This is a genomic window from Shewanella sp. UCD-KL12, from assembly GCF_001957125.1.
Lineage (GTDB): Bacteria > Pseudomonadota > Gammaproteobacteria > Enterobacterales > Shewanellaceae > Shewanella.
On record NZ_MPHJ01000003.1, the window covers coordinates 184,285 to 209,905 of the forward strand.

Genomic DNA, 25,621 nt, shown 5'->3' on the forward strand with positions numbered 1-25,621 from the left:
TTGCCTGCAGTAATGAATTGGAATCGAGGTGAATTATGTCGTTTAATATTGCATTGAGTGGGATTTCTGCAGCGCAGAAAGACCTAAATACAACAGCAAACAATATTGCTAACGTAAACAGTATCGGCTTTAAGGAGTCCAGAGCTGAATTTGCCGATGTTTATGCTAATTCTATCTTTGCTAACAGTAAAACTGCTGTAGGTGGCGGTGCTACAACAAGTCAGGTAGCGCAACAGTTTCATCAAGGTAGCTTACAGTTTACTAATAATGCACTGGATATGGCGATCAATGGTGGTGGCTTTTTTGTCACCTCATCTGAGCTTGATGCAAAAGATCACTCTTTTACTAGAGCAGGCGCATTCAAGGTCGATTCAGGTAACTACCTAGTTGATTCTCAGGGAAATTTCCTGCAAACATTCCCTGTTGATAAAGACGGTAATTCTACTTCCGTGAGTTTAACAACGACCAAACCCGTTAGGATCCCAGATACAGCTGGTAGCCCGCAAATGACCGAGAATATCGGCATTCAGATGAACCTTAATGCTGGGGATTCTACGTTAGATCCTGCATTATTTGATCCTGCAGACAGAGATACCTATAACAACTCAACCGCTGTGACTATGTATGACTCATTAGGTGAGCCACATATTATGACCACCTATTTTGTACGCCCACCCAATGCAGCTTATACAGGTGAGAGTAACTGGGTGGCATTTTATGCTGTTGATGGAAAGCAAGTCGACTTAGCTGGTGCTGCTGGTGTCTATGATCAAGATACAACCGGTGATGGTGTTGCAGATGTTACGGGAACACCAGCTGTCACTGCTGGTGGCTGGGAAGGTTCGGTGATTAAGTTCAATGATACTGGTGCGCATACTTCGACCGATCCAGCAACGATTGTTACTGAGCAACTTGGTGTTGCTGGTGCTGGAGTGCTTGGTCCTGGTACTGACGGTACCCAGACATTAACCATCGATTTTAATAGCCCAACGCAATATGCATCGACCTTTGAAGTGACTGAGCTAAACCAAGATGGTACTACAGTAGGCCGTTTAACTAATGTTGAAGTTGGCGCCGATGGTTTGGTGAATGCCAGCTACAGTAATGGTTCAACCGTTGCACTTGCTCGAGTTGCTTTAGCGCGTTTTGCAAATGAGCAAGGGTTAACTCAAGTAGGGAACACTTCATGGAAAGCAAGTTTAGACTCAGGCCCTGCATTAGCTGGTGAAGCGAATAGTGGTACTTTTGGTAGCATTCGCTCATCAGCACTTGAGCAGTCAAATGTCGATTTGACTACTGAGCTGGTGGATCTTATCTCTGCGCAACGTAATTTCCAAGCTAACTCAAGAACACTCGAAGTTAACAATACCTTGCAGCAAACGGTACTGCAGATCAGGTAGAAATCAATAACATAAAACCTGGCATTGCTCTAGAGCAATGCCTTTTAGCTTAAAACTTGGACTTAGGCTGGCCGTTAATTAGAGCTGTAAATTGCTCACAGTAAAAGTTATATGTCGATGGATTTTATCCATTGCCTGCTGTTATGAATTGAATTTGGTAGAAACTTTCTGCCTGTCGTAATCGATTGAATATAGGTAAACCATGTCCTTTAATATCGCATTGAGCGGAATTTCTTCTGCTCAGAAAGATCTAAATACCACCGCAAACAATATTGCTAACGTTAATAGCATCGGCTTTAAAGAATCTCGTGCTGAATTTGCTGATGTTTATGCCAACTCTATTTTTTCCAACAGCAAAACCGCTGTAGGTGGCGGGGCGACAACCAGTCAAGTCGCGCAACAGTTTCATCAAGGTAGTCTGCAGTTTACCAATAACGCGCTTGATATGGCGATTAATGGCGGCGGATTCTTTGTGACCTCTTCCGACCTTAATGGTAAAGATCAATCTTTTACCAGAGCGGGAGCATTTAAAGTCGACTCAAGTAACTATATGGTTGATTCTCAAGGTAACTACCTGCAAACATTTCCAGTCGATAAAGATGGCAACTCAACGTCAGTAAGCTTAACAACCACAAAGCCAGTGGCTATCCCTGATACTGCGGGTAGCCCTCAGATGACCGAAAATGTTGGTTTGCAGATGAACCTTAATGCGGGGGACTCACCATTAGACCCTGCGCTTTTTGATCCTGCAGATCGCTCAACCTATAACAACTCAACAGCAGTGACCATGTATGATTCTCTTGGTGAGCCGCATATCATGACTACTTACTTTGTTCGTCCACCTAATGCAGCTTACACAGGTGAGAGTAACTGGGTAGCGTTTTATGCTGTTGATGGTCAGCAAGTTGACTTAGATGGTCCAGCTGGAGTCTATCAAACCGATACGAACGCAGACGGTACCCCTGATACACCTCAAAATGCTGAAACTGCAGGGGGATGGAAGGGCGCGGTGGTTAAATTTAATGATACCGGTGCCCATATTGGTAATGATCCAGCCGTGATAAAAACTGAGCAGTTAGGCGTTGGAGGGGCGAATGTACTTGGCCCTGGCACTGACGGCACTCAGACGTTAACGGTTGGATTTAATAACCCCACTCAATACGCATCACCTTTTGAAGTCACAGAGTTGAGCCAAGATGGTACAACCGTCGGTCGCTTGACTAACGTAGAGGTCGGCGCTGATGGTTTGGTCAATGCGAGCTATAGTAACGGCTCTACGGTCGCTTTGGCGCGGGTTGCTTTAGCACGTTTCCCCAACGAACAGGGATTAACTCAAGTGGGCAATACCTCTTGGAAGGCAAGTTTAGATTCCGGGACGCCACTTGCGGGCGAAGCGAATAGTGGTACCTTTGGTAGTATTCGTTCATCGGCACTTGAGCAGTCAAATGTTGATCTAACCACAGAGCTTGTCGATCTTATTTCTGCGCAGCGTAATTTCCAAGCTAACTCAAGAACACTCGAAGTTAACAATACCTTGCAGCAGACCGTACTACAGATACGTTAATGGATTTATGGTGTTTTTAATCTGTTAAATATCTACTAGGCATTGCCTCCCCGGCAATGCCTTTCCGCTATTTTATCTCTTCTATCTATCTTCTATCGCTTCAGCCTCGTTAGCCGCCAATAAATCGATTTTATTCTGGCATGATGTTTGCTTTGTTATGTTAATAGGAAAGTTTTCAGCAAAAGATTGACGGAGGAACCAGTGGACAAATTACTCTACGTCGCAATGAGTGGCGCTAAGCAGAATATGAATTCGCTGGCTGTGCGAGCTAACAACTTAGCTAATGCGAACACCGATGGCTTTAAAGCAGATATGGAGCAGGCACGTTCAATGCAGGCTTTTGGTGAAGGACTGCCAACTCGTGTATTTGCGATGACAGAAAGCCCATCAGCGGATTTTACCTCTGGCCCTATCAAGACCACAGGTAGAGATCTAGATATCGCCGTAAAAGGTGATGGCTGGATTGCGGTTCAGGCTGATGATGGCGGTGAGGCTTATACACGTTCTGGAAGCCTGAGCTTTGACACCACAGGTGTACTTCGTAACGACAGAGGTAATGCTGTTATGGGCGATGCTGGTCCAATCGTATTACCGCTTCCGATAGATAAGATTGAGATAGCCCAAGACGGTATTATTTCTGTCAGGCCTTTGGGGTCAACGGCTGAGGTGATTGAAGAGGTTGGACGAATCAAGCTGGTGAACCCTGGAAACCAAAATTTAATGCGAGGATCTGATGGCCTATTTAGGCAGATGACGGGGGAAAATGCCCCAGCCGATCCTCTTGTTGCTATCGAAAGTGGCGCCGTTGAGGGGAGTAACGTCAACGCCGTCGATGAGATGGTGAACTTAATCGATATTCAGCGTCAGTTTGAGATGCAAGTCAAAATGATGAAAACAGCAGAAGAGATGGACAAAGCTTCCTCTTCATTAATGCGCGTTAGCTAGGAGTAAATTATGCATCCCGCTTTATGGATTAGTAAGACTGGGCTTGATGCTCAGCAGACCGATATCTCTGTGATCTCTAACAATGTCGCAAACGCCAGTACTGTTGGATATAAAAAAAGTAGAGCAGTATTTGAAGATCTACTTTATCAAACTGTTAACCAAGCTGGTGGTGTGAGTGCATCTAATACTAAGTTACCCAATGGTTTGAATGTCGGAGCCGGGACCAAGGTTGTTGCTACCCAAAAAGTATTTACTCAGGGAAATATGCTGACCACAGATAACTCTTTAGATCTGATGGTTGAGGGACCAGGTTTTTTTGAAATTCAGTTACCTGATGGCACTGCAGCCTATACCCGTAACGGTCAATTTACTCTAGATGACACTGGTCAAATCGTAACGCCAGGCTCTGGTTATGTCGTGCAGCCTGCAATCACTATTCCTGATGATGCCACTAGCATTACCGTTTCTGCAGAAGGTGAGGTGTCAGTAAAAACGCCTGGCACGGCTGAGAATACCGTCGTTGGTCAGTTGACTATGTCTGATTTTATTAACCCAAGTGGTCTTGACCCTATGGGTCAGAACTTGTATCTCGAAACGGGCGCCAGTGGTACTCCGATCCAAGGTACCGCATCACTTGATGGCATGGGCGCTATTCGCCAAGGTGCATTAGAAACGTCAAATGTGAATGTGACCGAAGAGCTAGTTAACTTGATTGAGAGCCAGAGAATTTATGAGATGAACTCTAAAGTTATCTCAGCGGTTGATCAGATGCTCTCTTACGTGAATCAAAATCTGTAGGGGATAGTTATGCGTAATTACTTCACTATTACCCTTTTATCAAGTTTGCTGTTGGTTGGTTGTAGTACAACAAATCAAAAGCCTATCCCAGACGATCCATATTATGCGCCTGTTTATCCTGAAGCGCCGCCAACAAAAATAGCGGCAACAGGCTCTATGTATCAAGACAGCCAAGCATCCAGCCTCTACTCTGATATCAAAGCATTGAAGGTTGGCGATATTATTACTGTTATCTTGATGGAAGAGACTCAAGCAAGTAAAAGTGCAAATAATGAGATTAAGAAGGGAACTGATTTAACCTTAGATCCAATCTATGCCGGTGGTGGCAATATCACAGTGGGTGGTCAGCCTATTGATCTGCGATACAAAGATAGTATGAATACTAAGCGTGAGTCTGATGCAGATCAGAGTAACAGTTTATCGGGCAGTATTTCAGCCAATGTCATGCAGGTACTTAATAACGGTAACTTAGTTATTCGTGGAGAGAAGTGGATAAGTATCAATAATGGTGATGAATTTGTGCGCTTAACTGGTGTGGTACGCTCACAAGATATTCGCCCAGATAACACCATTGATTCACCACGCGTGGCTAATGCGAGAATTCAGTACAGTGGCACCGGCACCTTTGCGGATGTACAGAAAGTCGGTTGGTTAAGCTCGTTCTTTATGGGCAGCTGGTGGCCATTTTAATGTGTAGCTATTTACAAGTGGAGTCTAGCTATGAAACTTAAACTAATTTGCCTGTTGATGCTTTTGGTTGTAACAGGACCTAGTCAGGCTCAACGCATTAAAGATATCGCTAATGTACAAGGCGTACGTTCAAACCAATTAATTGGCTATGGTCTTGTTGTCGGTTTGCCTGGAACGGGTGAGAAAACTCGCTATACCGAACAGACATTTAAGACCATGTTGAAAAATTTTGGTATTAACCTCCCTGATAACTTCAGACCCAAAATTAAAAATATCGCTGTTGTTGCAGTAAACGCCGATATGCCACCCTTTATTAAACCCGGTCAAACACTGGATATTACAGTGTCTAGTTTAGGTGAAGCTAAAAGTCTACGAGGTGGCACATTGCTGCAGACCTTTTTGAAAGGTGTTGATGGTAATGTTTATGCCATTGCCCAGGGCAACATGGTGGTAAGTGGCTTTAGTGCTGAGGGGTTAGATGGCTCTAAAGTCATTCAAAATACACCTACTGTAGGCCGTATTCCAAATGGGGCCATTGTTGAGCGTACTGTCGCCACGCCATTTTCGACTGGCGATCATCTCACATTTAATCTGCGCCGCGCCGATTTTTCCACCGCCAAACGTTTAGCGGATGCAATCAATGAGTTGCTAGGCCCTGGAATGGCCAGACCACTCGATGCCGCTTCCGTACAGGTTAGTGCGCCACGAGATGTTTCTCAAAGAGTGTCGTTTTTGGCAACGCTAGAAAATATCCAAGTCGAGCCAGCATCTGAATCTGCAAAAGTTATTGTAAACTCGCGCACCGGCACCATAGTGGTAGGCAAAGACGTGCGTTTATTACCTGCAGCAGTAACACATGGTGGCCTCACAGTGACTATCGCTGAGGCAACTCAAGTCTCTCAGCCTAATCCTCTAGCGGGTGGTCAGACAGTTGTCACCACTGACAGTACGATTGATGTCTCTGAAGAAGATAATCGTATGTTTATGTTTAACCCTGGAACAACACTCGATGAGCTTGTGCGGGCTGTTAACTTAGTTGGTGCCGCGCCTTCTGATGTTTTGGCTATTTTAGAGGCTCTTAAAATGGCTGGCGCGTTACATGGTGAGCTGATAATCATCTAAACAAATATGTAATGTTATAAATTGGGAGCTTAGTGTCTTGCTAATGCTCCTTTTTATTATCTTTTTCTCGTAAACCTCTTCTCCTTAAACGGTGCAAATCAATAATTATTTAAGTTGGTGTAAACCTTGCAGTAAGTAGCTTACATCGTCTGAATATTGTCGGAGCGACAAGAGAACATTATGGACAAGCTGTCAAATTCATCTCACTTTTTGGATATCGGAGGTCTCGACTCTCTGAGATCTAAGTCCCAGAAAGATAGCCAGGGAGCCTTGAAAGAGGTTGCCCAGCAATTTGAGGGGATTTTTGTACAGATGTTGATGAAAAGCATGCGTGATGCCAATGCGGTTTTTGAGTCAGATAGTCCGATGAACAGCCAGTACACTAAGTTTTATGAGCAGATGCATGACCAACAGATGTCGGTAAATCTCTCTGATAAAGGCATGTTAGGGCTAGCAGATTTAATGGTGCAGCAGCTTTCTCCCGGTACCAGTAATGTAACGCCAGCCTCTGTTTTACGTGGTGACTCACAATCTAGCCTCATGTCTGAGTCAACCAAGGATAGGGTGATGCAAAGGGCTGTAACACAACAAGATAGTGATAACGGGTCACTGTTAGCTTCAGAGAAAGCATTTGACAATATTTTGACTGGCAAGAGTTTGCCGTCTGAAGCAAAGCCGTCGGAAATGACCTTCTCTGACAGAGACGATTTTATTAATAAGCTCTATCCTCATGCTGAAAAGGCTGCCAAGGCGATTGGTACTCAACCGGAAGTATTGATCGCGCAATCAGCTCTAGAGACTGGCTGGGGGCAAAAAATGGTTAAAAACGCCGCAGGTCAGTCGGGTAATAACCTGTTTAATATTAAAGCTGATCAGCGTTGGCAGGGGGATAAGGCCTTGGTTAGCACGCTTGAATTTGAGCAGGGCGTTGCGGTGCAGCAAAAAGCTAACTTCCGAGTGTATGAGGATATAAAGCAAAGTTTTGATGATTTTGTCAGCTTTATCTCTGAAGGCCCAAGATATCAAGAAGCGATGAAAAAAGCAGCTAATCCTAATGAGTTTATCAAAGCGCTTCAAGACGCGGGGTACGCAACCGATCCGAAATATGCCGATAAAGTGATTAAGGTAATGCAATCAATTAGTCCTGATATCAGCTTACCTTCACTGGGGGCAAAGTAATGAGCCTTATCAAAACAAAAGTCCACTCGTTAGTGACTTCACAAGGCTTAACTGAAATAGATAGAGGGTGTTTGTAATGTCTATGGATCTACTCAATATTGCACGAACGGGTGTCTTGGCTTCTCAGTCTCAGCTTGCCGTTACCAGTAACAATATTGCCAATGCCAATACCGAAGGGTATCACAGGCAAGTTGCTCAGCAGTCTAGCCTTGAATCACAACGTATGGGTAATAGCTTTTATGGCGCCGGTACTTATATTACAGATGTTAAGCGCATTTATAACGATTATGCTGCAAGAGAGTTACGCATAGGGCAAACGGCGGTTAGTGAAGCACAAACGACCCACATTAAGATGAATGAGATGGATCAGCTATTTTCCCAAATAGGCAAATCAGTGCCGCAGGGGTTAAACGATCTATTCTCAGGACTAAACAGCCTTGCCGATCTACCCGATGACATGGGAATTCGGGGCTCAGTGCTTGGTTCTGCATCTCAGCTAGCAGATAGTTTGAATCAGATGCAGAAGCACTTAGATGGTCAGATGCAGCAAACTAATGATCAAATTGCTGGGATCACAGACAGAATCAATGAGATCAGTAAAGAACTTGGCACAATAAACCAAGAACTGATGAAGTCACAAGGCGAAGACTCTCAGTTATTAGACAAACAAGATGCGCTAATTCAAGAGCTTAGCCAATATGCTCAAGTGACGGTTATTCCGTTAGACACAGGGGCAAAAAGTGTGATGCTCGGTGGCGCAGCCATGCTGGTTTCGGGTGAAGTCTCTATGTCTGTAGGGACGACTGCTGGTGACCCATATCCAGGCGAGCTCCAATTGACTGCAATGATTGGTAATCAAAGTCAAATTATCGATGGGGCAAAGTTGGGCGGACAAATAGGTGCTTTATTTGATTTTAGAGAAAATACGTTAGTTCCTGCCGAGTTAGAAGTTAGCCAATTAGCGCTCGGCGTTGCTGATGCGTTCAATCAGGCCAATTCGGAAGGTTTTGATCTCAATGGCGAGATGGGACAAAATATTTTCAAAGATATTAATGACCCAACTATGTCTGTTGGTCGTGTTGGTGATTTTGGTGCGAATACTGGCTCAGCGAACTTAAGAGTTAATATTGATGATGTAGGCTTGCTTGAAGGTAATAGTTATGAGCTTAGCTATACAGCACCAGCAACCTACGAATTAAAAGATTCGGTCACTGGAAGTGTCACCCCACTAACATTAAATGGCTCCCAACTCGATGGTGCCAATGGATTTACCATACATCTCGATTCAGGTGCCTTTGCCGATGGTGATAAATTCGAAATAAGACCATCTTCAGGTGCTGCAGCAAGTATTGCGGTTGAAATGACCGATGCTAAGGGCATTGCAGCTGCTGCGCCGAAGATCACGGCAGATGCTACTAACTCGGGTAACACTGAAGTTGAAATGGTCAGTATAGATAATAGAGCTGATGCAAATTTTCCTCTAACGGGTTCAGAACTCACCTTTGAGATAAATACCGCGACAAATATGTTTGAAGTCTTTGATGCCGCGGGGACTTCACTAGGGGCACCTGCCGCATATGTACCTCCTTCAATTAGTGCCCATGGTTTTACTTTTGATGTCTCATCAACCGCGCCAGCGACAACAGAGCGGTTTACGTTTGACCTTTCATTTGCACCTGGAGACAACACTAATGCTGTGGCTATGGCAAAACTCAGTGAGTCAAAGTTGATGAATAGTGGTGGCTCGACGTTAGCTGATGTGTATGAAGGAACAAAGCTGTCAATCGGTGGAAAAACTAAAGCTGCTGAAATTGCCGTAGGCTCAGCTGATGCCGTTTATTCTCAAGCCTATAGCCGAGTGCAGAGTGAGTCAGGAGTGAACCTTGATGAAGAAGCGGCAAATCTCTTGCGGTTTCAACAAGCTTATCAAGCATCGGCGCGAATAATGACAACGGCCAATGAAATCTTCAACACACTATTTAGTTCAGTTAGGTAAAGGAGACTGATATGAGAATTTCAACAGCTCAGTTGTTTAATCAGAATATAAATAGTGTTTTGAATAAACAAACTGCAACGAGCAATATTATCGATCAACTCTCTACGGGTAAAAAGGTGAATACTGCCGGTGATGACCCCGTTGCCGCAATAAGTATTGATAACCTTGCGCAGCAAAATGCCGTTATTGAGCAATATACGCGAAATATAGATTTTGCTAACAACCGCTTGTCATTGACTGAAAGTAAGCTCGGGTCGGCGGAAACCTTAGTTAGCTCAACGCGTGAGCAGGTCTTGCGTGCAATAAATGGTGGTCTCGGTGATTCAGAGCGGAAAATGGTTGCCGATGAGTTACGTGGAACGCTAGAAGAGTTATTAGCATTGGCTAACGGCAAAGATGAATCCGGCAATTATCTGTTTTCTGGCTTTGAAACTGCTAGCCAACCTTTTGCTTTCGATGCTGCAGGCAATATGGTTTATAGCGGTGACAGTGGAGTTCGAGATGCCGTTGTAGCATCAGGTGTGACGGTCGGAGCCAATATACCTGGTGACAGCGCTTTTATGAACTCACCCAGTGGTTTAGGGGATTTTAGTGCCAATTATTTGGCATCTCAAGTGGGTGACTTTAATGTTGAGAGTGCTGTGATTGCTAATCCAGCAACCTATGTTGATGATACCTATACATTTACTATGGTAGGTGCCGACCTTGAGGTTAGAGACTCTAGCAACACCCTAGTCACTACTGAAGTGGGCTTTGATTCCTCAAACCCTATTAACTTTAATGGCATAGAGGTCAAGCTGGACGGTATGCCTGCTGCGGGTGATAGTTTCTCTATTACTCCGGCTCCTGAAGTCAGTATCTTCGACACAATCAATCAAGCTATATCCCTCATTGAAGACCCAAATAAAGCTAATACTCCACAAGGTAAGGCTGAGTTGGCACAGATATTGAATAATATTGATAGCGGCGTCAATCAAATTAGCATTGAGAGGGGTCGAGCAGGCAATAGCTTAAAAAGCTTAGAAAGTTATAACACAAGCCATGTAGATGAAAAACTCGTGAATAGTTCAGCGTTATCGATGCTTGAGGATTTAGATTACGCCAGTGCTATTACGGAGCTTGAGAAACAGCAAGTCGCTTTAAATGCAGCATCAAGTGTATTTAGCAAAGTAGGTTCTACATCGCTATTTGATTATATCTAGGCCCTAGATAGAGAAAACGTAAAAGATACACATTTAATTTAGCCAAGCTCGATGTCTTGGCAGTATAACCAAGAAGAGGAAGTCAAAAATGGCTATTACAGTTAATACTAACGTGACGTCGATGAAGGCGCAGAAAAACCTTAATATGTCTTCTCAAAACCTTGCAACGTCAATGGAGCGTTTATCGAGTGGTTTGAGAATTAACAGTGCTAAAGATGATGCCGCAGGTCTGGCAATTTCTAACCGTTTGAACTCACAAGTTCGTGGTTTAGAGGTTGGTATGCGTAACGCTAATGATGCAATCTCTATTGCTCAGATTGCAGAAGGTGCAATGCAAGAGCAAACTAACATGCTCCAGCGTATGCGAGATCTGACAATTCAGTCCGAGAACGGTGCAAACAGTACTGCAGATTTACAAGCGCTCCAAGATGAGATGGATGAACTTGCCCTTGAGATCTCTGCTATCGGTAATAGTACAGCCTTTGGTGAGACTAAGCTGTTAGCTGGTGATTTCTCAGCTGGAAAGTTATTCCAGGTAGGTCACCAAAATGGTGAAGATGTTACTGTATCAGTAGGAACATTGAATGCAGCCACTTTATCAGTTGCAGCTATCACTGTTACGACATCAGCAGGTCGAAGTACCTCTATGACTAATATCGATGCAGCGATCAAAACTATTGATACCCAGCGAGCGAAATTAGGTGCAGTTCAAAACCGTTTAGCGCATAACATTAGTAATAGTGCCAATACACAATCTAACGTTGCAGATGCTAAGAGTCGTATTGTTGATGTCGATTTTGCCAAAGAGACGGCAACTATGACTAAGAACCAAGTATTGCAACAGACTGGTTCGTCAATGCTGGCTCAAGCAAACCAGCTTCCGCAAGTTGCATTATCGCTATTAGGCTAATGTTATTAAAGGTTGAAATGGCTCGAATTAATGATTCGAGCCGTCCCGTTAACTTTAAGTTGTTGATTTTTTTGTTGTAAAATAGATTGGGCATAATTTTAAAAAAAAAGCTAAAGATAAAAACTCCTCTGCCGTTAAATATACTGTAACCAATTAGCTCAGCCTGGCTTAAGCAGACAGGCAAGTTCTGAAGTCAGGTATAAAGAGGAAAAGATTATGGCTATTACAGTAAATACTAATGTCACATCAATGAAAGCTCAGAAAAACTTAAACATGTCTAGTGGCAACTTAGCTACCTCAATGGAGCGCTTATCTAGTGGTTTACGTATTAACAGTGCAAAAGATGATGCGGCAGGTCTTGCTATTTCAAACCGCTTGAACTCTCAGGTTCGTGGTCTTGAAGTTGGTATGCGTAACGCTAACGATGCAATCTCTATTGCACAAATTTCAGAAGGCGCGATGCAAGAGCAGACAAACATGCTGCAACGTATGCGTGACTTGACCATTCAGTCTGAAAACGGTGCAAACAGTACTGCAGATTTAACAGCACTTAAAGACGAGATGGATGCACTTGCTTTAGAGATCACTGCAATCGGTGATAGTACTGCTTTTGGTGATACAAAACTCCTAAATGGTGATTTCTCAACGGGTAAATCATTCCAAGTTGGTCACCAAGGTGGTGAGACAATTGATGTTTCTGTCGGAAAATCTGATGCTGCAGCTCTTTCAGTAAGTGCACTGGACGTAACTACTTCAGCTGGACGTAGTACTGCACTGACCAATATCGATGCTGCGATTAAGACTATTGATACAAGTCGTTCTAAGTTAGGTGCTGTACAAAACCGTCTCTCGCATAACATCAGCAACAGTGCAAATACGCAATCAAACGTTGCTGATGCGAAGAGCCGTATTGTTGATGTTGATTTTGCAAAAGAAACCTCAACTATGACTAAGAACCAAGTACTGCAACAAACTGGTTCAGCCATGCTCGCACAAGCGAATCAACTTCCTCAAATAGCGCTTTCACTACTATAAAAGTAGTGAGGGATTAGCTATAGTTAAGTTGACAAGGGAGGTTCGGCAACGGATCTCCCTTGATTAGTTTTAAGTTATAGAGAGATAGACGGAGGTTTATTATGGTAATGGATATCAATGCATTGAGTTCATCCAATTCCACAGGTGCTAAAGTAGATTTAAGCTTAGCACCGATTAAGCAGGCTGGAGCCACGGACGTCGAACTGGATAGAAGCTCTATAATTCAAGCTGTGGAACAGGCTGAGAAAGAGAAAGGGGCTGAGCAGAAGCAAACACCTGAGGAGTTGGCGCAACTTGTTGGCGATTTATCAGATATGATGTCAGTTATGCGCAAAGGGCTAGCGTTTAAAATAGATGAAAGCTCTGGACAGAATATTGTGAGTGTTATGGATATTGACTCAGGTGATCTTATCAGACAGATACCTAATGAAGAGGCTTTGAAATTAGCTCAGAAATTGTCTGAAGTAACTGGTCTATTGATGAAAACAGAAGCTTAGAGATAAATATTGATTTAAGAGGTTAGTATGGCATTAACAGCAACGGGAATAGGTTCTGGGCTCGACATTAACACTATTGTCGGTGTGTTAGTTGATGCAGAAAAAGTACCGAAAGAAGCTATTTTTGATAAAACAGAAGAGACTATTGACGCGAAAGTCTCTGCTATTGGCACGCTTAAAAGTGCCTTATCAAACTTTCAAGATGCACTAGAGAAGCTTAAAGATGGCGAAAGTTTAAATCAACGCAGTGTATCAACTGGCGAAAGTACGTACTTAACGGCCACTGCTGATAAAACATCACAGTCTGGTAGTTATAATATACAAGTTGAGCAACTTGCATTAGCACATAAAGTTGCAGGGACAAATGTTACTGACCCAACAGCAGCCGTAGGAGAGGGAAGCTTAGATCTCACTGTTAATGGAAATAGCTTTTCTGTTAATGTTGGTGCCGCTGACTCTCTAGAAGATATTGCTGCTAATATAAATAGCGCTGAAGATAATGTGGGGGTCACAGCCACTATTATTACCAGTGATGCAGGCAGCCGTTTAGTACTTAGCTCTGATACAGAGGGAACAGATAGCCAAATCTCTGTTGTTGCTAACGATACTACAGGTTCTGCACTTAATGACATGTTCGGTGTAGGCAATTTAGAAGAACTTCAAGGTGCTCAAGACTCAATTGTTCATGTCGATGGACAGAAAATAACCTCGCAAACCAATGAAGTCACAGGTGCGATTACCGGCGTGACTCTAAACCTTACCGATGCAGACCTAAGTAAAACAAGCACATTAAAAATTGAGTTAGATACTGAAGCTGTAAAAACAAATGTTCAAGGCTTTGTTGATTCTTATAATAGTTTAATTAATTCAATTGATAAATTAACTAAATACGATAGTGATAAAGATGAGGCTGCTGCGTTACAAGGCGACTCAATGGTTCGCTCTATCGAGTCTCAGTTAAGAAATATGATTAGCGATCGAGTGACAGTCGGTAGTGAATCTGTGGCACTCTATGATATTGGTATTGAAGCTGATAGATATGGAAAGTTATCAGTTAACAGCAGTAAGTTAGATTCTGCAATTGAAACGAACATGGCTGGTATAGAGGGGCTTTTTTCTACTGAATCGACAGGGCTTGCAGTTAGGTTAGATGATTTAGTTGAAGGTTACGTAAAAACTGGTGGTTTAATTGACTCTAGAAATAACGCATACACCAGTGATAAGCAAAGATTGGATTCTCAAAGGGAAGCTTTTTCATTGAAAATGGAATTATTAGAAGCAAGACTTTTTAAACAGTTTAACGCAATGGATCTTGTCGTTGGTAAATTAAACCAGCAATCCTCTGGCATAGTAAATGGCTTGAATTCCCTACCAGGCGTGATTAAGAATTCTGGATAGTTATCAACTTTAGGAACTTGATTACATATGTTAGTAGAGCTGGATGAACTGAATTTAAAATTAACCAATTGTCTAATAACTTTAGATAAAATCCCTGCAGAGGATGAGGGTACTGATGAGTTGGTTCAAAAATTGCTTGGTTATGTTGAAAAGCGTCAAGTTTTACTCGATAAAGTCTTACAGTCATTAAAAGCTGAAGATAAGCAGATGTTAGAACAGCAATTACTATTAACGCAGAAGTTTGAGCAACAAGCACAAGTTATTTTGCGTCATAGACAAGCGTTGTTACACATAGGAAGTAAAGCTAAGCGCCAAATCAATGTTTACCAATCAATTGGTGTGAAATAGGCAGGTTATCATGAGAAAATCATTACAGTCATATCGTAAAGTATCAGTCGAAAGTGAAATTTCGGTTGCAACTCCTCACAGAATTATTCAAATGATGTTTGAAGGCGCATTACAAAGGCTTGCACAGAGCCGTTACGCTATTGAGAATAATGATGTACAGAATAAAGGTGTTTACATAGGCAAGGCGGTTGGGATTGTCAATGGATTAAATAACAGCCTTAATATGGATGAAGGCGGGGATATTTCGAATAACTTAAGTGATCTTTATGATTTTATGTTACGCCGAATCTCAGAAGCTAACTTAAATAATGATGTTCAAGCGATCGATGATGTTTGTGAGATCCTACGAACGATTAAAGAGGGATGGGATGCAATCCCTATTGAGCAACATCATATGGCATCTCATACGGAAGCTGTTTAATCAATTACTATCATGTAGAGCCTATTTAGGGGCTGCGGCCCCAAATATTTGGCTCTAGTCAATAAATTGACGAGCCGCTATGGATTCGTTGAGTTTTTCAGCTAAAATCAAATAAGTTGAAAGAATATCAATTCAGTTAAGCATAAAGTGCATCTGAGACTTGCTAATAGCTTGCTGATAATACACTATTCCTCATGGTAGTGATTTTGTTCAGAATTGTAATGGCAACACTACATCGCTTTTAAGCAACAAACACTAATAATTAATGCGAATAATGACGAGCGCTTTACGGCTTTTTTAATGATGCAAACAGATCAACGAATTCTACTTGTCGGTAACCAGTCAGAGCGAATTAATCGCTTATCATGTGTATTTGAGTTTTTAGGTGAGCAAGTTGAGTTAGTCGCAATTGATAAACTTGAACTGCGAATTAAAAACACTCGATTCAGAGCCTTGGTTATCGCTGCTGACTCACAGTCTAAAGAGTTATTTCAAGCTTTAGCAGCAAAACTGCCATGGCAACCCATTTTGCTACTTGGTGAGCAAGATGGCATTTCTGCTTCTAATATTCTTGGCTATATTGAAGAGCCATTGAATTATCCTCAGCTCACTGAGCTACTTCATTTCTGTCAGGTGTTTGGCCAAGCTAAACGTTCTGATACGCCGACGAGTGCCAATCAAACCAAGCTGTTTAGAAGCATGGTAGGTCGAAGCACGGGCATCGCTCAGGTTCGTCATTTGATAAGCCAAGTTGCGAGCTCAGAAGCAACGGTTCTTGTACTCGGTCAATCAGGTACGGGTAAAGAGGTCGTGGCAAGAAATATTCACTACATTTCTGATAGACGCGACGGGCCTTTTATTCCTGTTAACTGCGGTGCTATACCAGCAGAATTGTTAGAAAGTGAGTTATTCGGCCATGAGAAGGGCTCTTTTACTGGTGCGATTAGCGCGAGGAAAGGTCGTTTTGAACTTGCTGAAAATGGCACATTATTTCTTGATGAAATTGGTGATATGCCACTGCAGATGCAAGTTAAGTTACTGCGTGTACTCCAAGAGCGGGTGTTTGAGCGCGTCGGTGGCAGTAAACCAATCAAAGCTGATGTTCGTGTCGTTGCAGCTACTCATAGAGATCTCGAGGTGATGATCACCGATGGTGGTTTTAGAGAAGATCTCTATTACCGCCTAAATGTATTCCCAATTGAGATGCCTGCTTTATGTGAAAGAAAAGATGATATCCCACTGCTTTTACAAGAGCTTGTCAGCCGTGTCTATAATGAAGGACGTGGTAAGGTTCGCTTCACACAGCGGGCAATAGAATCTCTCAAAGAACATGTTTGGTCTGGTAATGTTAGAGAGCTATCTAACTTAGTTGAACGGCTCACTATCCTTTACCCAGGTGGTTTAGTCGATGTCAATGACTTGCCCGTTAAGTATCGTCATATAGATGTACCTGAGTACTCTGTTGAGATCAGTGAAGAGGAGTTGGAGCGTGACGCACTGGCTGCTATCTTTAGTGACGAAGAGTCCATTGAGATCCCTGAAACACGTTTTCCAAGTGAACTTCCGCCAGAAGGTGTTAACTTGAAGGACCTCTTGGCTGAGCTAGAGATTGATATGATCAGGCAAGCGCTTGAACAGCAAGATAATGTTGTCGCTAGGGCCGCAGAGATGCTTGGTATCAGGCGTACAACGCTTGTAGAAAAAATGCGCAAGTATGGCATGGGCAAAGATTAACTGTTAAACCTGTATAATTCCTAGGCTTCAAGGCCTCAAAGTCTTATTGCCTAGGAACTCTCATCTAAAGCCCTACTTTACCTCTTGGCACACTTCGTGCAGTTACTCCGTTAGCAGTATTTTTTTGACGGAGCGGGTATGTCGGTTAGTCCTCAACTAAAACAGAATAGTTATCATCACAGGTCTCCTAAATGGTTGGAGTCAACACCTGCTGCAAATATGTCTAACCGTATGGAGCATATCCTGCAGGCCATGCCTTCCGGTATTATCATTCTTAATGGTGACGGTCTTGTAACTGAAGCTAATCCAGTGGCCATAGAACTTTTAGGTTTACCACTTGAGGGGCTGAAATGGTTGCAGATTATTAATCGCGCTTTTTCCCCGCAGGATGATGATGGTCATGAAGTGTCACTCAAGAATGGTCGTCGAGTTAAGTTAGCGATAACGCCACTCACACCAGAGCCTGGTCAATTGATTGTATTGACCGATCTTACCGAAACGCGTTTATTACAAAAGAACCTATCGCATATGCAACGTTTGTCTGCGTTAGGTAAAATGGTGGCGACATTAGCCCATCAAGTCCGGACACCGCTAACGGCCGCTTTACTTTATGCGTCTAATTTAGCGAGTTCAAAAATTTCAGAACAATCAAGAACGCGTTTTCAAAGTAAATTAGTCGATAGGCTCAATGAGTTGGAGCATCAAGTCAATGATATGCTACTCATGGCCAATGGTAGAGGACAAGAGCAAGGAGACGCTCAGCTTGCTTCATCTATTTTTGACAATGTCATGGCAAATTGTGAGCCAATCGCTGAGCAGCATCTCTGTCAATTAAGCCGCATCGATGAGTCAACAAGTGAATTTATTGCCAATACTAGCTCATTAAGCTCAGCGATTAATAATTTGGTCATTAACAGTATTGAGGCTGGTGCAACCCAGGTTCAACTGAAGTCTACAGAGACCGACAACCAGATACTGCTCGATGTCACTGATAACGGTAAGGGGCTAGATAAAGCGATGCAGCAAAAGGTTCTTGAACCTTTTTTTACGACCAAGGCTCAAGGCACAGGTTTAGGACTTGCCGTTGTGCAGTCTGTCGTTGCTAACCACGGCGGAAAGTTACAACTAAGATGTGAAAAAGGTAAAGGCTGTAAGGCAAGCCTTATCTTCCCTAAGCTACATTGTAAATCCTCAGAACCTGGCACCAAGCCAATAGTGACAGAGGCTTTAACAAGCAAAGGAGGCAATCATGTCTGAAGGTAAAATTTTACTGGTTGAAGATGATCACTCTCTACGAGAAGCACTGTTAGATACCTTGTTACTAGCGCAATACGAATGTGATGATGTGAGCTCTGCAGAAGATGCCATTATGAAACTCAAACAAGGCGTTTACGATCTTGTTATCAGTGATGTTCAAATGGAAGGTATTGGTGGTATTGGATTACTGAATTATCTGCAACAACATCAAGTGCAACTGCCCGTTTTATTGATGACAGCCTATGCAACGATTGATAATGCAGTTAATGCGATAAAATTAGGCGCTGTTGATTATCTTGCAAAACCTTTTGCGCCTGAAGTGCTGTTAAATCAGGTGTCGAGGTACGTTAAGCCGAAGACGGTTGAAAATAAGCCTATCGTTGCCGATGATAAAAGTTTGGCGCTTTTAAATCTTGCTCAGAGAGTCGCAAGTTCTGATGCCTCGGTTATGATCCTCGGCCCTAGTGGCTCAGGTAAAGAGGTATTGGCCCGATATATTCATCAGAACAGTAACAGAGAGCAGGGGCCGTTTATTGCCATTAACTGTGCAGCGATCCCTGAAAATATGCTCGAAGCCACTCTGTTTGGTTATGAAAAGGGAGCTTTTACGGGAGCATATCAAGCGTGTCCTGGTAAATTTGAACAAGCCCAAGGTGGTACGCTATTGCTCGATGAGATCTCTGAAATGGACTTAGGACTTCAAGCTAAACTTCTACGGGTTCTACAGGAGCGAGAAGTTGAGCGCCTCGGTGGGCGAAAGAGCATAAAGCTAGATATAAGAGTACTAGCGACCTCTAATCGTGATCTAAAAGCGATTGTCGCCGCCGGTGAATTTCGCGAAGATCTTTATTATAGAATTAATGTATTCCCACTAGCCTGGCCAGCTTTAAATCAACGACCCGCTGATATCTTACCTCTCGCTAGACATTTAATAGCAAGGCATGCATCGACTGCTGGGTTATCGTTAGTTCCAGAGCTTGATGAAAGTGCTTGTCGAAGGTTATTGACTCATCGATGGCCGGGTAATGTCAGAGAGTTAGACAATGTTATTCAAAGAGCCCTGATAATGAACTGCGGTGATAAAATTTCAGTCGGTGATATTATACTTGATACTAATGATGTGGTTTTGAGTCAGGATCCAGTAGAGACTGAGGTGAATGTTCAGAATAAGCCTGCTGAACTTGATGCCCTTGGTGATGAGCTAAAAGCGCAAGAACATGTGATTATTCTAGAAACCTTGACTATGTGCCAAGGTAGTCGAAAATTGGTTGCTGAAAAACTAGGGATCAGTGCAAGAACACTGAGATATAAAATGGCTAAAATGAGAGATTTAGGTATTGAGATCCCCGCATAACGTAAGATAATTTTCTCGAACTGCTAGAAACTATTCTTTTAAAACCTTCCTTTTTTACTTCTAGTTATGGCCCACTAAGTGGGCACATACTTAGCGTACTAACAGCCATTCTTTAAGTCTGAAGTATTTCAGTATCTACTAATTCTGATTACTTGGCAGGAATGTTGCATGTTCATATCTATCAGTTATGTTCGTCAACTATTCGACACTAGCCAGTGTGATAGGGAGAAAGATATGCAAATTGGAGCCAATTCATTACTACAAGAGATGCAATCTCTAAGTGGAGAAATTAAGCCATCAGGGTTTAGCTCTGGTCTTAGCTCTCCGATCAGCTCACCTATTACACAACAGGTTAACAATACATCAGGCAGTGAGTTTGGAGAGCTACTCTCACAAGCTATTGGTACTGTAGGTGAGTTACAATCAAATTCAGCTTCGCTTGCTAGCCGATTAGACATGGGCGATACCCGAGTTACTCTTTCCGATACAGTTATAGCGAGAGAGAAAGCCAGTGTTGCTTTTGAAGCGACGGTTCAGGTAAGAAATAAGTTCGTTGAAGCCTATAAATCAATTATGAGTATGCCTGTTTAACTTCAGGTAACAAATTAAGCACCTAGTTAAAAACTAATAGAATAAGCGAGTATCTATTTTGAGTACCGATATGGTTGTAGGTTCTGAGTCCACATTAGCAAGTGATCAACTTGCAGGTGGCGTTCAAGAAGAGAATAAGTCAGGCGGGAGCGGAATGTTTGGCGGAGTCGATATGTTACGTCAAGTAACTATGATCCTTGCGCTAGCTATCTGTTTAGCCCTTGCTGTATTCATCATGCTATGGGCTCAGGAACCTGAATATCGACCATTAGGGAAGATGGATACTCAGGAGATGGTACAAATTTTAGATGTACTTGATAAAAATAAAATTAAATATCAGATTGATGTGAATGTCGTAAAGGTACCGGAAGATAAGTACCAAGAAGTCAAAATGATCTTAAGCCGTGAAGGGATCGATAATGCCGCGACAAAGAATGATTTCTTAAGCCAAGATAGTGGTTTTGGTGTGAGCCAGCGTATGGAGCAAGCGAGGCTTAAACACAGTCAAGAGCTAAACCTAGCCAGAGCAATTGAAGAGCTAAGAAGTGTTAGCCGCGCAAAAGTAATTCTCGCGATACCTAAGGAAAATGTATTTGCTCGTAATCGTGCTCAACCAAGTGCGACTGTGGTGATTAATGCCAGACGAGGCGGACTAGGACAAGAGGAAGTTGATTCTATTGTCGATATTGTTGCATCAGCTGTACAGGGATTAATTCCTACAAAAGTCACAGTAACTGATTCAAATGGCCGTTTACTCAACTCTGGCAGCCAAGATGGTGTATCGGCCAGAGCAAGACGCGAACTGGAGCTCGTGCAACAAAAAGAGTCTGAATATAGAGCTAAAGTTCAGTCTATATTGATGCCTATCTTAGGCCCCGAAAACTTTACTTCTCAAGTCGATGTATCTATGGACTTTACCGCTGTCGAGCAGACAGCGAAGAGATTTAACCCAGATCTGCCAGCGCTAAGAAGCGAGATGACGGTAGAGAATAACTCTAATGGTGGCAGTACTGGAGGCATCCCTGGTGCTTTGACAAACCAGCCTCCAATGGAAAGCAACATCCCAGAAAATGCTTTGAATAACGATGCAGAAGGCAGCGGTAACCCATCAGGGTCTTCACATAAAGAAGCGACACGTAATTTCGAACTAGATACGACCATTAGCCATACAAGACAACAGATAGGTACGGTTAGACGAGTCAGTGTATCAGTCGCTGTCGACTTCAAAACAGGTGCAGCAGGTGAAGATGGACAAGTTAATCGAGTACCGCGAACCGAGCAGGAACTGGCAAACATTCGCCGTTTATTAGAAGGCGCTGTTGGTTTTAATACTCAACGCGGCGATATTCTTGAAGTAGTGACCGTCCCCTTTATGGATCAACTCATTGAGGAGGCCCCAGCGCCTGAATTATGGGAGCAGCCTTGGTTCTGGCGAGCGCTTAAATTAGGTATGGGCGGGATCATCATTCTTGCACTTATCCTGTTTATTGTTAGACCTATGCTAAAGCGTCTTATTTATCCAGATAGCGTGAATGTACCTGATGAGCCAAAATTTGGTGATGAGCTTGCAGAGATTGAAGATCAGTTTGCATCGGACACATTAGGGATGCTTAACCGCCCAGAAGCTGAATATAGTTATGCTGATGATGGTTCAATTTTGATACCGGATCTTCATAAAGATGATGATATGATTAAAGCTATTCGAGCACTAGTGGCAAATGAACCTGAGTTATCTACACAGGTAGTAAAAGGTTGGTTACAACAAGATGAGCAATAATTCAGATAATGGCGGTAAGCCAGGTAATATCGATGAGTTAACCGGTATTGAAAAAACGGCTATTTTACTATTAAGTTTGAGTGAAGCCGATGCGGCATCTATTTTAAAACACCTAGAGCCCAAACAGGTACAAAAGGTGGGTATGGCGATGGCTGCTATGCAAGACTTTGGACAGGAAAAAGTGATTGGTGTTCACCAGCTTTTTCTTGATGAAGTACAGAAATACTCATCGATTGGTTTTAATAGTGAAGAGTTCGTTAGAAAGGCGTTGACCGCAGCTTTAGGTGAAGATAAAGCGGGTAACTTGATTGAGCAGATCATTATGGGCGGCGGGGCAAAAGGCCTTGAATCCTTGAAATGGATGGATCCACGCCAAGTCTCTACTATTATCCAAAACGAGCACCCACAGATACAAACCATTGTACTTTCATACCTTGAGCCTGACCAGGCTGCCGAAATTTTTGCTCAGTCTCCAGAAAATACTCGACTCGACCTGATGATGCGCATTGCAAACCTTGAAGAGGTCCAACCTGCAGCACTTCAAGAACTGAATGACATTATGGAGAAGCAGTTTGCTGGACAGGGTGGCGCTCAGGCCGCCAAGATGGGTGGCTTAAAAGCTGCGGCAAACATCATGAACTATCTCGACACAGGTGTTGAAAGCCAGCTTATGGAAACCATGAGAGAGTCTGATGAAGAGATGGCCCAACAGATCCAAGACCTCATGTTTGTTTTTGAGAATCTTAGTGATGTTGACGATATCGGTATTCAAGTCTTGCTGCGGGAAATTCAACAAGATGTGCTGATGAAGGCACTGAAGGGAGCCGACGATGCTCTTAAGGATAAGATATTAGGCAACATGTCTAAACGTGCTGCAGAGCTATTAAGAGATGATTTAGAGGCGATGGGCCCAATTCGAATTAGTGAAGTGGAAGTCGCTCAAAAAGAGATTTTATCTATCGCAAGACGCTTAAGTGACAGTGGTGAAATTATGCTAGGCGGTGGCGGTGGTGAAGAGTTCTTATAATGAAACCTGATAATAATGAACAAGACTCTGCCGATGTAAATGTCGAAGTTAGCGATTATTCTCATTGGCAGATCCCAGATATTACAGAGCCTGTAGCTGATGATACTTCGAATTTATTCGGCCGAAAAACCTTACAAAAAACCATAGAAGATGAGGCTCCCTCTTTTCTTCCTCCGACATTAGTTGAAATTGAGGCTATTAGAGATGAAGCGATTCAAGATGGTTTCTCTCAAGGTAAAGAGGAGGGAATTAAATCTGGTATTGAAAGTGGGCGTCTTGAAGGGTTAAAGCAAGGACATGAAGAGGGGCTTAAGCAGGGGATAGAGCAGGGGCATGCCGAAGGGTTAGAGCAAGCTGCACAAATGATATCTCGTTTTGAGTCTTTAATCGCACAATTTGAGAAGCCGCTGGAGTTGTTAGATACAGAAATTGAGAAAGAGCTTGTTGCGCTAACTATGATGCTTGCTCGTACGGTCATAGGTCATGAGATTAAAACTCACCCTGAACATATTTTATCTGCATTAAGGCAAGGTGTAGATTCCCTGCCGATTAAAGAGCAAGGGATAACGATTCGATTACACCCTGATGATCACCAATTAGTGCAGCAGCTATACACTGCAGAGCAATTAGAGAAGAGTCGCTGGTTATTAGAAGCTGATCCGAGTTTAACTGCGGGTGACTGTGTTATTCATAGTCAGCGAAGCAGTGTCGATATGCGCCTAGAGCAAAGAATCAATAGTGTTTTTGATGAGATGAACCATCACCATCAGCACCTGGCTCATACTCAATTACAGCAAGAGGAGTCATTGTCTGACGTTTATACTAAATCAACAGCTGATGAATCATCTTCCAGTGAAGCGCCACAATCAGACACTGCACAACCAGAGCCTGAACAGACAAGTTCAGAAGTAACTGAGACACCTCCTATAAGTTCAGATGATTATCATAATGATCAGCTTAAAGATGCTGAGCTTAATGATACTCAGGTTAATGACAGCCAGGTTAATGATGCAGAAGGCGTAGATGAAAATGAGCAGTCGGCAAAACCAACTACTGAGTAAAGTTCGCCAACAACAGGAAAAAATTCATCCTTTTGTCGCTGAGGCAAGCGGTCAGCTTGTCCGTGTCGTTGGTTTAACACTTGAGGCGACGGGATGTAGGGCATCAGTAGGTAGTTTATGCAGTATAGAAACGCTAGCAGGTGAGCTTATTGCTGAAGTGATAGGGTTTGATGATGAGCTGTTATACCTAATGCCTATCGAAGAGTTAAGGGGAGTACTCCCTGGCGCTCGAGTGACTCCACTTGGTGAACAAACAGGGCTAAATGTAGGCCTTTCGCTGTTAGGCCGGGTTTTAGATGGCAACGGTCAACCCCTTGATGGTTTAGGTCGCCTTAAAACTGAACAAAAAGCGCCACGGCATTCCGCTTCAATCAATCCATTAGCTAGACGAGCTATCACAGAGCCCCTTGATGTTGGTGTTAGAGCCATTAATTCAATGCTGACAGTCGGTAAAGGTCAGCGTATGGGGTTGTTCGCAGGATCCGGCGTGGGTAAGAGTGTGCTACTAGGCATGATGACGCGCGGTACTACCGCAGATATTATTGTTGTTGGCTTGGTCGGTGAACGTGGGCGAGAGGTGAAAGAGTTCATTGAGGAGATTTTAGGTGAAGAGGGGCGGGCACGTTCAGTCGTCGTTGCAGCGCCTGCTGACACATCTCCCTTGATGAGGCTTAGAGCTTGTGAAACCTCAACAAGGATTGCTGAGTACTTTCGCGATCTTGGTTATAACGTATTATTGCTGATGGATAGTCTTACTCGTTATGCCCAAGCTCAGCGAGAGATAGCACTGGCGGTGGGCGAGCCACCTGCAACTAAAGGATACCCGCCATCAGTATTTGCAAAGCTTCCTAAGCTCGTAGAAAGGGCTGGAAATGGTGGGCCAGGGCAAGGTTCTATTACTGCTTTTTATACTGTACTCACAGAGGGAGATGACCTACAAGATCCCATTGCCGATGCGGCAAGAGCAATTCTTGATGGGCATATTGTTCTTTCAAGAACATTAGCAGATTCAGGTCACTACCCAGCTATTGATGTTGAAGCATCAATAAGCCGTGTTGCTCCTATGGTGATTTCTGCTGAACATTTAGAGTCTATGCGCCGCGTCAAGCAGGTGTATTCTCTGTTCCAACAAAACAAAGATCTTATCTCCATCGGTGCCTATACCCAAGGCAGTGATCCGAGAATTGACAATGCCATTCGACTTCAACCTGCAATGAACGCCTTTCTAAGGCAGACGATGAAAGATGCTATCAGTTTTGAAAGTAGTGAGCTTATGCTGTCTCAGCTAGGTGCCCAGTGTCAGGTATGATTAGAT

At 43.2% G+C, this 25,621-nt stretch carries 23 protein-coding genes; all 23 read left to right on the forward strand.

The window, feature by feature from the left end; all coding sequences use genetic code 11:
* The first annotated feature begins 35 nt into the window (after positions 1 to 35).
* On the forward strand, positions 36 to 1,400 hold the full coding sequence (gene flgE, locus BM736_RS08555) for a flagellar hook protein FlgE (protein ID WP_076410887.1): 1,365 nt from the start codon (positions 36 to 38) through the stop codon (positions 1,398 to 1,400).
* Between the two features lie 202 nt (positions 1,401 to 1,602).
* Positions 1,603 to 2,964 (forward strand): flagellar hook protein FlgE, encoded by a 1,362-nt coding sequence (gene flgE / locus BM736_RS08560; protein WP_076410889.1) that lies wholly within the window; start codon positions 1,603 to 1,605, stop codon positions 2,962 to 2,964.
* A gap of 201 nt (positions 2,965 to 3,165) precedes the next feature.
* A complete protein-coding gene (gene flgF / locus BM736_RS08565) occupies positions 3,166 to 3,909 on the forward strand; it encodes a flagellar basal-body rod protein FlgF (RefSeq protein WP_076410891.1) in 744 nt (247 codons plus the stop codon).
* Between the two features lie 9 nt (positions 3,910 to 3,918).
* Positions 3,919 to 4,707: a flagellar basal-body rod protein FlgG gene (gene flgG / locus BM736_RS08570; protein ID WP_076410893.1), complete on the forward strand. Its 789-nt coding sequence runs from the start codon at positions 3,919 to 3,921 to the stop codon at positions 4,705 to 4,707.
* Positions 4,708 to 4,716: 9 nt separating this feature from the next.
* Positions 4,717 to 5,397, forward strand: coding sequence for a flagellar basal body L-ring protein FlgH (flgH, locus tag BM736_RS08575; RefSeq protein ID WP_076410895.1), 681 nt, complete (start codon positions 4,717 to 4,719; stop codon positions 5,395 to 5,397).
* 30 nt (positions 5,398 to 5,427) lie between these two features.
* A complete protein-coding gene (locus tag BM736_RS08580) occupies positions 5,428 to 6,519 on the forward strand; it encodes a flagellar basal body P-ring protein FlgI (RefSeq protein WP_076410897.1) in 1,092 nt (363 codons plus the stop codon).
* 180 nt (positions 6,520 to 6,699) lie between these two features.
* The gene (flgJ, locus tag BM736_RS08585; RefSeq protein WP_076410899.1) at positions 6,700 to 7,698 is read left to right on the forward strand and encodes a flagellar assembly peptidoglycan hydrolase FlgJ; all 999 of its coding nucleotides are present in this window, start codon (positions 6,700 to 6,702) and stop codon (positions 7,696 to 7,698) included.
* A 76-nt stretch (positions 7,699 to 7,774) separates the two neighbouring features.
* Positions 7,775 to 9,694 (forward strand): flagellar hook-associated protein FlgK, encoded by a 1,920-nt coding sequence (gene flgK / locus BM736_RS08590; RefSeq protein WP_076410901.1) that lies wholly within the window; start codon positions 7,775 to 7,777, stop codon positions 9,692 to 9,694.
* A gap of 11 nt (positions 9,695 to 9,705) precedes the next feature.
* A complete protein-coding gene (gene flgL / locus BM736_RS08595) occupies positions 9,706 to 10,896 on the forward strand; it encodes a flagellar hook-associated protein FlgL (RefSeq protein ID WP_076410903.1) in 1,191 nt (396 codons plus the stop codon).
* Positions 10,897 to 10,984: 88 nt separating this feature from the next.
* Complete coding sequence (locus BM736_RS08600; RefSeq protein ID WP_076410905.1) at positions 10,985 to 11,806, forward strand: flagellin; 822 nt, start codon at positions 10,985 to 10,987, stop codon at positions 11,804 to 11,806.
* A gap of 216 nt (positions 11,807 to 12,022) precedes the next feature.
* On the forward strand, positions 12,023 to 12,841 hold the full coding sequence (locus BM736_RS08605) for a flagellin (protein ID WP_076410907.1): 819 nt from the start codon (positions 12,023 to 12,025) through the stop codon (positions 12,839 to 12,841).
* A gap of 107 nt (positions 12,842 to 12,948) precedes the next feature.
* Positions 12,949 to 13,338, forward strand: coding sequence for a flagellar protein FlaG (locus BM736_RS08610; protein ID WP_076411172.1), 390 nt, complete (start codon positions 12,949 to 12,951; stop codon positions 13,336 to 13,338).
* Between the two features lie 27 nt (positions 13,339 to 13,365).
* Complete coding sequence (gene fliD / locus BM736_RS08615; RefSeq protein WP_076410909.1) at positions 13,366 to 14,736, forward strand: flagellar filament capping protein FliD; 1,371 nt, start codon at positions 13,366 to 13,368, stop codon at positions 14,734 to 14,736.
* A gap of 27 nt (positions 14,737 to 14,763) precedes the next feature.
* Complete coding sequence (locus BM736_RS08620) at positions 14,764 to 15,084, forward strand: hypothetical protein (RefSeq protein ID WP_076410911.1); 321 nt, start codon at positions 14,764 to 14,766, stop codon at positions 15,082 to 15,084.
* Between the two features lie 10 nt (positions 15,085 to 15,094).
* Positions 15,095 to 15,505: a flagellar export chaperone FliS gene (gene fliS / locus BM736_RS08625; RefSeq protein WP_076410913.1), complete on the forward strand. Its 411-nt coding sequence runs from the start codon at positions 15,095 to 15,097 to the stop codon at positions 15,503 to 15,505.
* Between the two features lie 300 nt (positions 15,506 to 15,805).
* Entirely contained in the window at positions 15,806 to 17,239 is a 1,434-nt protein-coding gene (locus BM736_RS08630) for a sigma-54-dependent Fis family transcriptional regulator (protein WP_076410915.1), read from the forward strand.
* A 138-nt stretch (positions 17,240 to 17,377) separates the two neighbouring features.
* Positions 17,378 to 18,496, forward strand: coding sequence for a PAS domain-containing sensor histidine kinase (locus tag BM736_RS08635; protein WP_076410917.1), 1,119 nt, complete (start codon positions 17,378 to 17,380; stop codon positions 18,494 to 18,496).
* Positions 18,489 to 19,850, forward strand: coding sequence for a sigma-54 dependent transcriptional regulator (locus BM736_RS08640; RefSeq protein WP_076410919.1), 1,362 nt, complete (start codon positions 18,489 to 18,491; stop codon positions 19,848 to 19,850). The genes BM736_RS08635 and BM736_RS08640 overlap by 8 nt, the downstream gene beginning before the upstream one ends.
* A 234-nt stretch (positions 19,851 to 20,084) precedes the next feature.
* On the forward strand, positions 20,085 to 20,441 hold the full coding sequence (gene fliE, locus BM736_RS08645) for a flagellar hook-basal body complex protein FliE (protein ID WP_076411174.1): 357 nt from the start codon (positions 20,085 to 20,087) through the stop codon (positions 20,439 to 20,441).
* Positions 20,442 to 20,511: 70 nt separating this feature from the next.
* Positions 20,512 to 22,218 (forward strand): flagellar basal-body MS-ring/collar protein FliF, encoded by a 1,707-nt coding sequence (fliF, locus tag BM736_RS08650; protein WP_076410921.1) that lies wholly within the window; start codon positions 20,512 to 20,514, stop codon positions 22,216 to 22,218.
* Complete coding sequence (gene fliG / locus BM736_RS08655; RefSeq protein WP_076410923.1) at positions 22,208 to 23,245, forward strand: flagellar motor switch protein FliG; 1,038 nt, start codon at positions 22,208 to 22,210, stop codon at positions 23,243 to 23,245. The genes fliF and fliG overlap by 11 nt, the downstream gene beginning before the upstream one ends.
* The gene (fliH, locus tag BM736_RS08660) at positions 23,245 to 24,306 is read left to right on the forward strand and encodes a flagellar assembly protein FliH (RefSeq protein ID WP_076410925.1); all 1,062 of its coding nucleotides are present in this window, start codon (positions 23,245 to 23,247) and stop codon (positions 24,304 to 24,306) included. Before fliG ends, fliH begins: the two co-directional genes overlap by 1 nt.
* On the forward strand, positions 24,275 to 25,615 hold the full coding sequence (gene fliI, locus BM736_RS08665) for a flagellar protein export ATPase FliI (protein WP_076410927.1): 1,341 nt from the start codon (positions 24,275 to 24,277) through the stop codon (positions 25,613 to 25,615). Before fliH ends, fliI begins: the two co-directional genes overlap by 32 nt.
* Positions 25,616 to 25,621: the final 6 nt, after the last annotated feature.

Bases quoted from the DNA above. Each gene is read 5' to 3' on its own strand.
- BM736_RS08635 (WP_076410917.1), top strand. From the start codon at position 17,378: ATGTCGGTTAGTCCTCAACTAAAACAGAATAGTTATCATCACAGGTCT.
- flgE (WP_076410889.1), top strand. From the start codon at position 1,603: ATGTCCTTTAATATCGCATTGAGCGGAATTTCTTCTGCTCAGAAAGAT.
- flgK (WP_076410901.1), top strand. From the start codon at position 7,775: ATGTCTATGGATCTACTCAATATTGCACGAACGGGTGTCTTGGCTTCT.
- BM736_RS08605 (WP_076410907.1), top strand. From the start codon at position 12,023: ATGGCTATTACAGTAAATACTAATGTCACATCAATGAAAGCTCAGAAA.
- fliF (WP_076410921.1), top strand. From the start codon at position 20,512: ATGGTTGTAGGTTCTGAGTCCACATTAGCAAGTGATCAACTTGCAGGT.
- flgL (WP_076410903.1), top strand. From the start codon at position 9,706: ATGAGAATTTCAACAGCTCAGTTGTTTAATCAGAATATAAATAGTGTT.
- BM736_RS08630 (WP_076410915.1), top strand. From the start codon at position 15,806: ATGATGCAAACAGATCAACGAATTCTACTTGTCGGTAACCAGTCAGAG.
- BM736_RS08620 (WP_076410911.1), top strand. From the start codon at position 14,764: ATGTTAGTAGAGCTGGATGAACTGAATTTAAAATTAACCAATTGTCTA.
- BM736_RS08640 (WP_076410919.1), top strand. From the start codon at position 18,489: ATGTCTGAAGGTAAAATTTTACTGGTTGAAGATGATCACTCTCTACGA.
- flgE (WP_076410887.1), top strand. From the start codon at position 36: ATGTCGTTTAATATTGCATTGAGTGGGATTTCTGCAGCGCAGAAAGAC.
- flgJ (WP_076410899.1), top strand. From the start codon at position 6,700: ATGGACAAGCTGTCAAATTCATCTCACTTTTTGGATATCGGAGGTCTC.
- fliH (WP_076410925.1), top strand. From the start codon at position 23,245: ATGAAACCTGATAATAATGAACAAGACTCTGCCGATGTAAATGTCGAA.
- fliD (WP_076410909.1), top strand. From the start codon at position 13,366: ATGGCATTAACAGCAACGGGAATAGGTTCTGGGCTCGACATTAACACT.
- fliS (WP_076410913.1), top strand. From the start codon at position 15,095: ATGAGAAAATCATTACAGTCATATCGTAAAGTATCAGTCGAAAGTGAA.
- BM736_RS08600 (WP_076410905.1), top strand. From the start codon at position 10,985: ATGGCTATTACAGTTAATACTAACGTGACGTCGATGAAGGCGCAGAAA.
- fliG (WP_076410923.1), top strand. From the start codon at position 22,208: ATGAGCAATAATTCAGATAATGGCGGTAAGCCAGGTAATATCGATGAG.
- BM736_RS08580 (WP_076410897.1), top strand. From the start codon at position 5,428: ATGAAACTTAAACTAATTTGCCTGTTGATGCTTTTGGTTGTAACAGGA.
- fliE (WP_076411174.1), top strand. From the start codon at position 20,085: ATGCAAATTGGAGCCAATTCATTACTACAAGAGATGCAATCTCTAAGT.
- flgH (WP_076410895.1), top strand. From the start codon at position 4,717: ATGCGTAATTACTTCACTATTACCCTTTTATCAAGTTTGCTGTTGGTT.
- BM736_RS08610 (WP_076411172.1), top strand. From the start codon at position 12,949: ATGGATATCAATGCATTGAGTTCATCCAATTCCACAGGTGCTAAAGTA.
- flgG (WP_076410893.1), top strand. From the start codon at position 3,919: ATGCATCCCGCTTTATGGATTAGTAAGACTGGGCTTGATGCTCAGCAG.
- fliI (WP_076410927.1), top strand. From the start codon at position 24,275: ATGAGCAGTCGGCAAAACCAACTACTGAGTAAAGTTCGCCAACAACAG.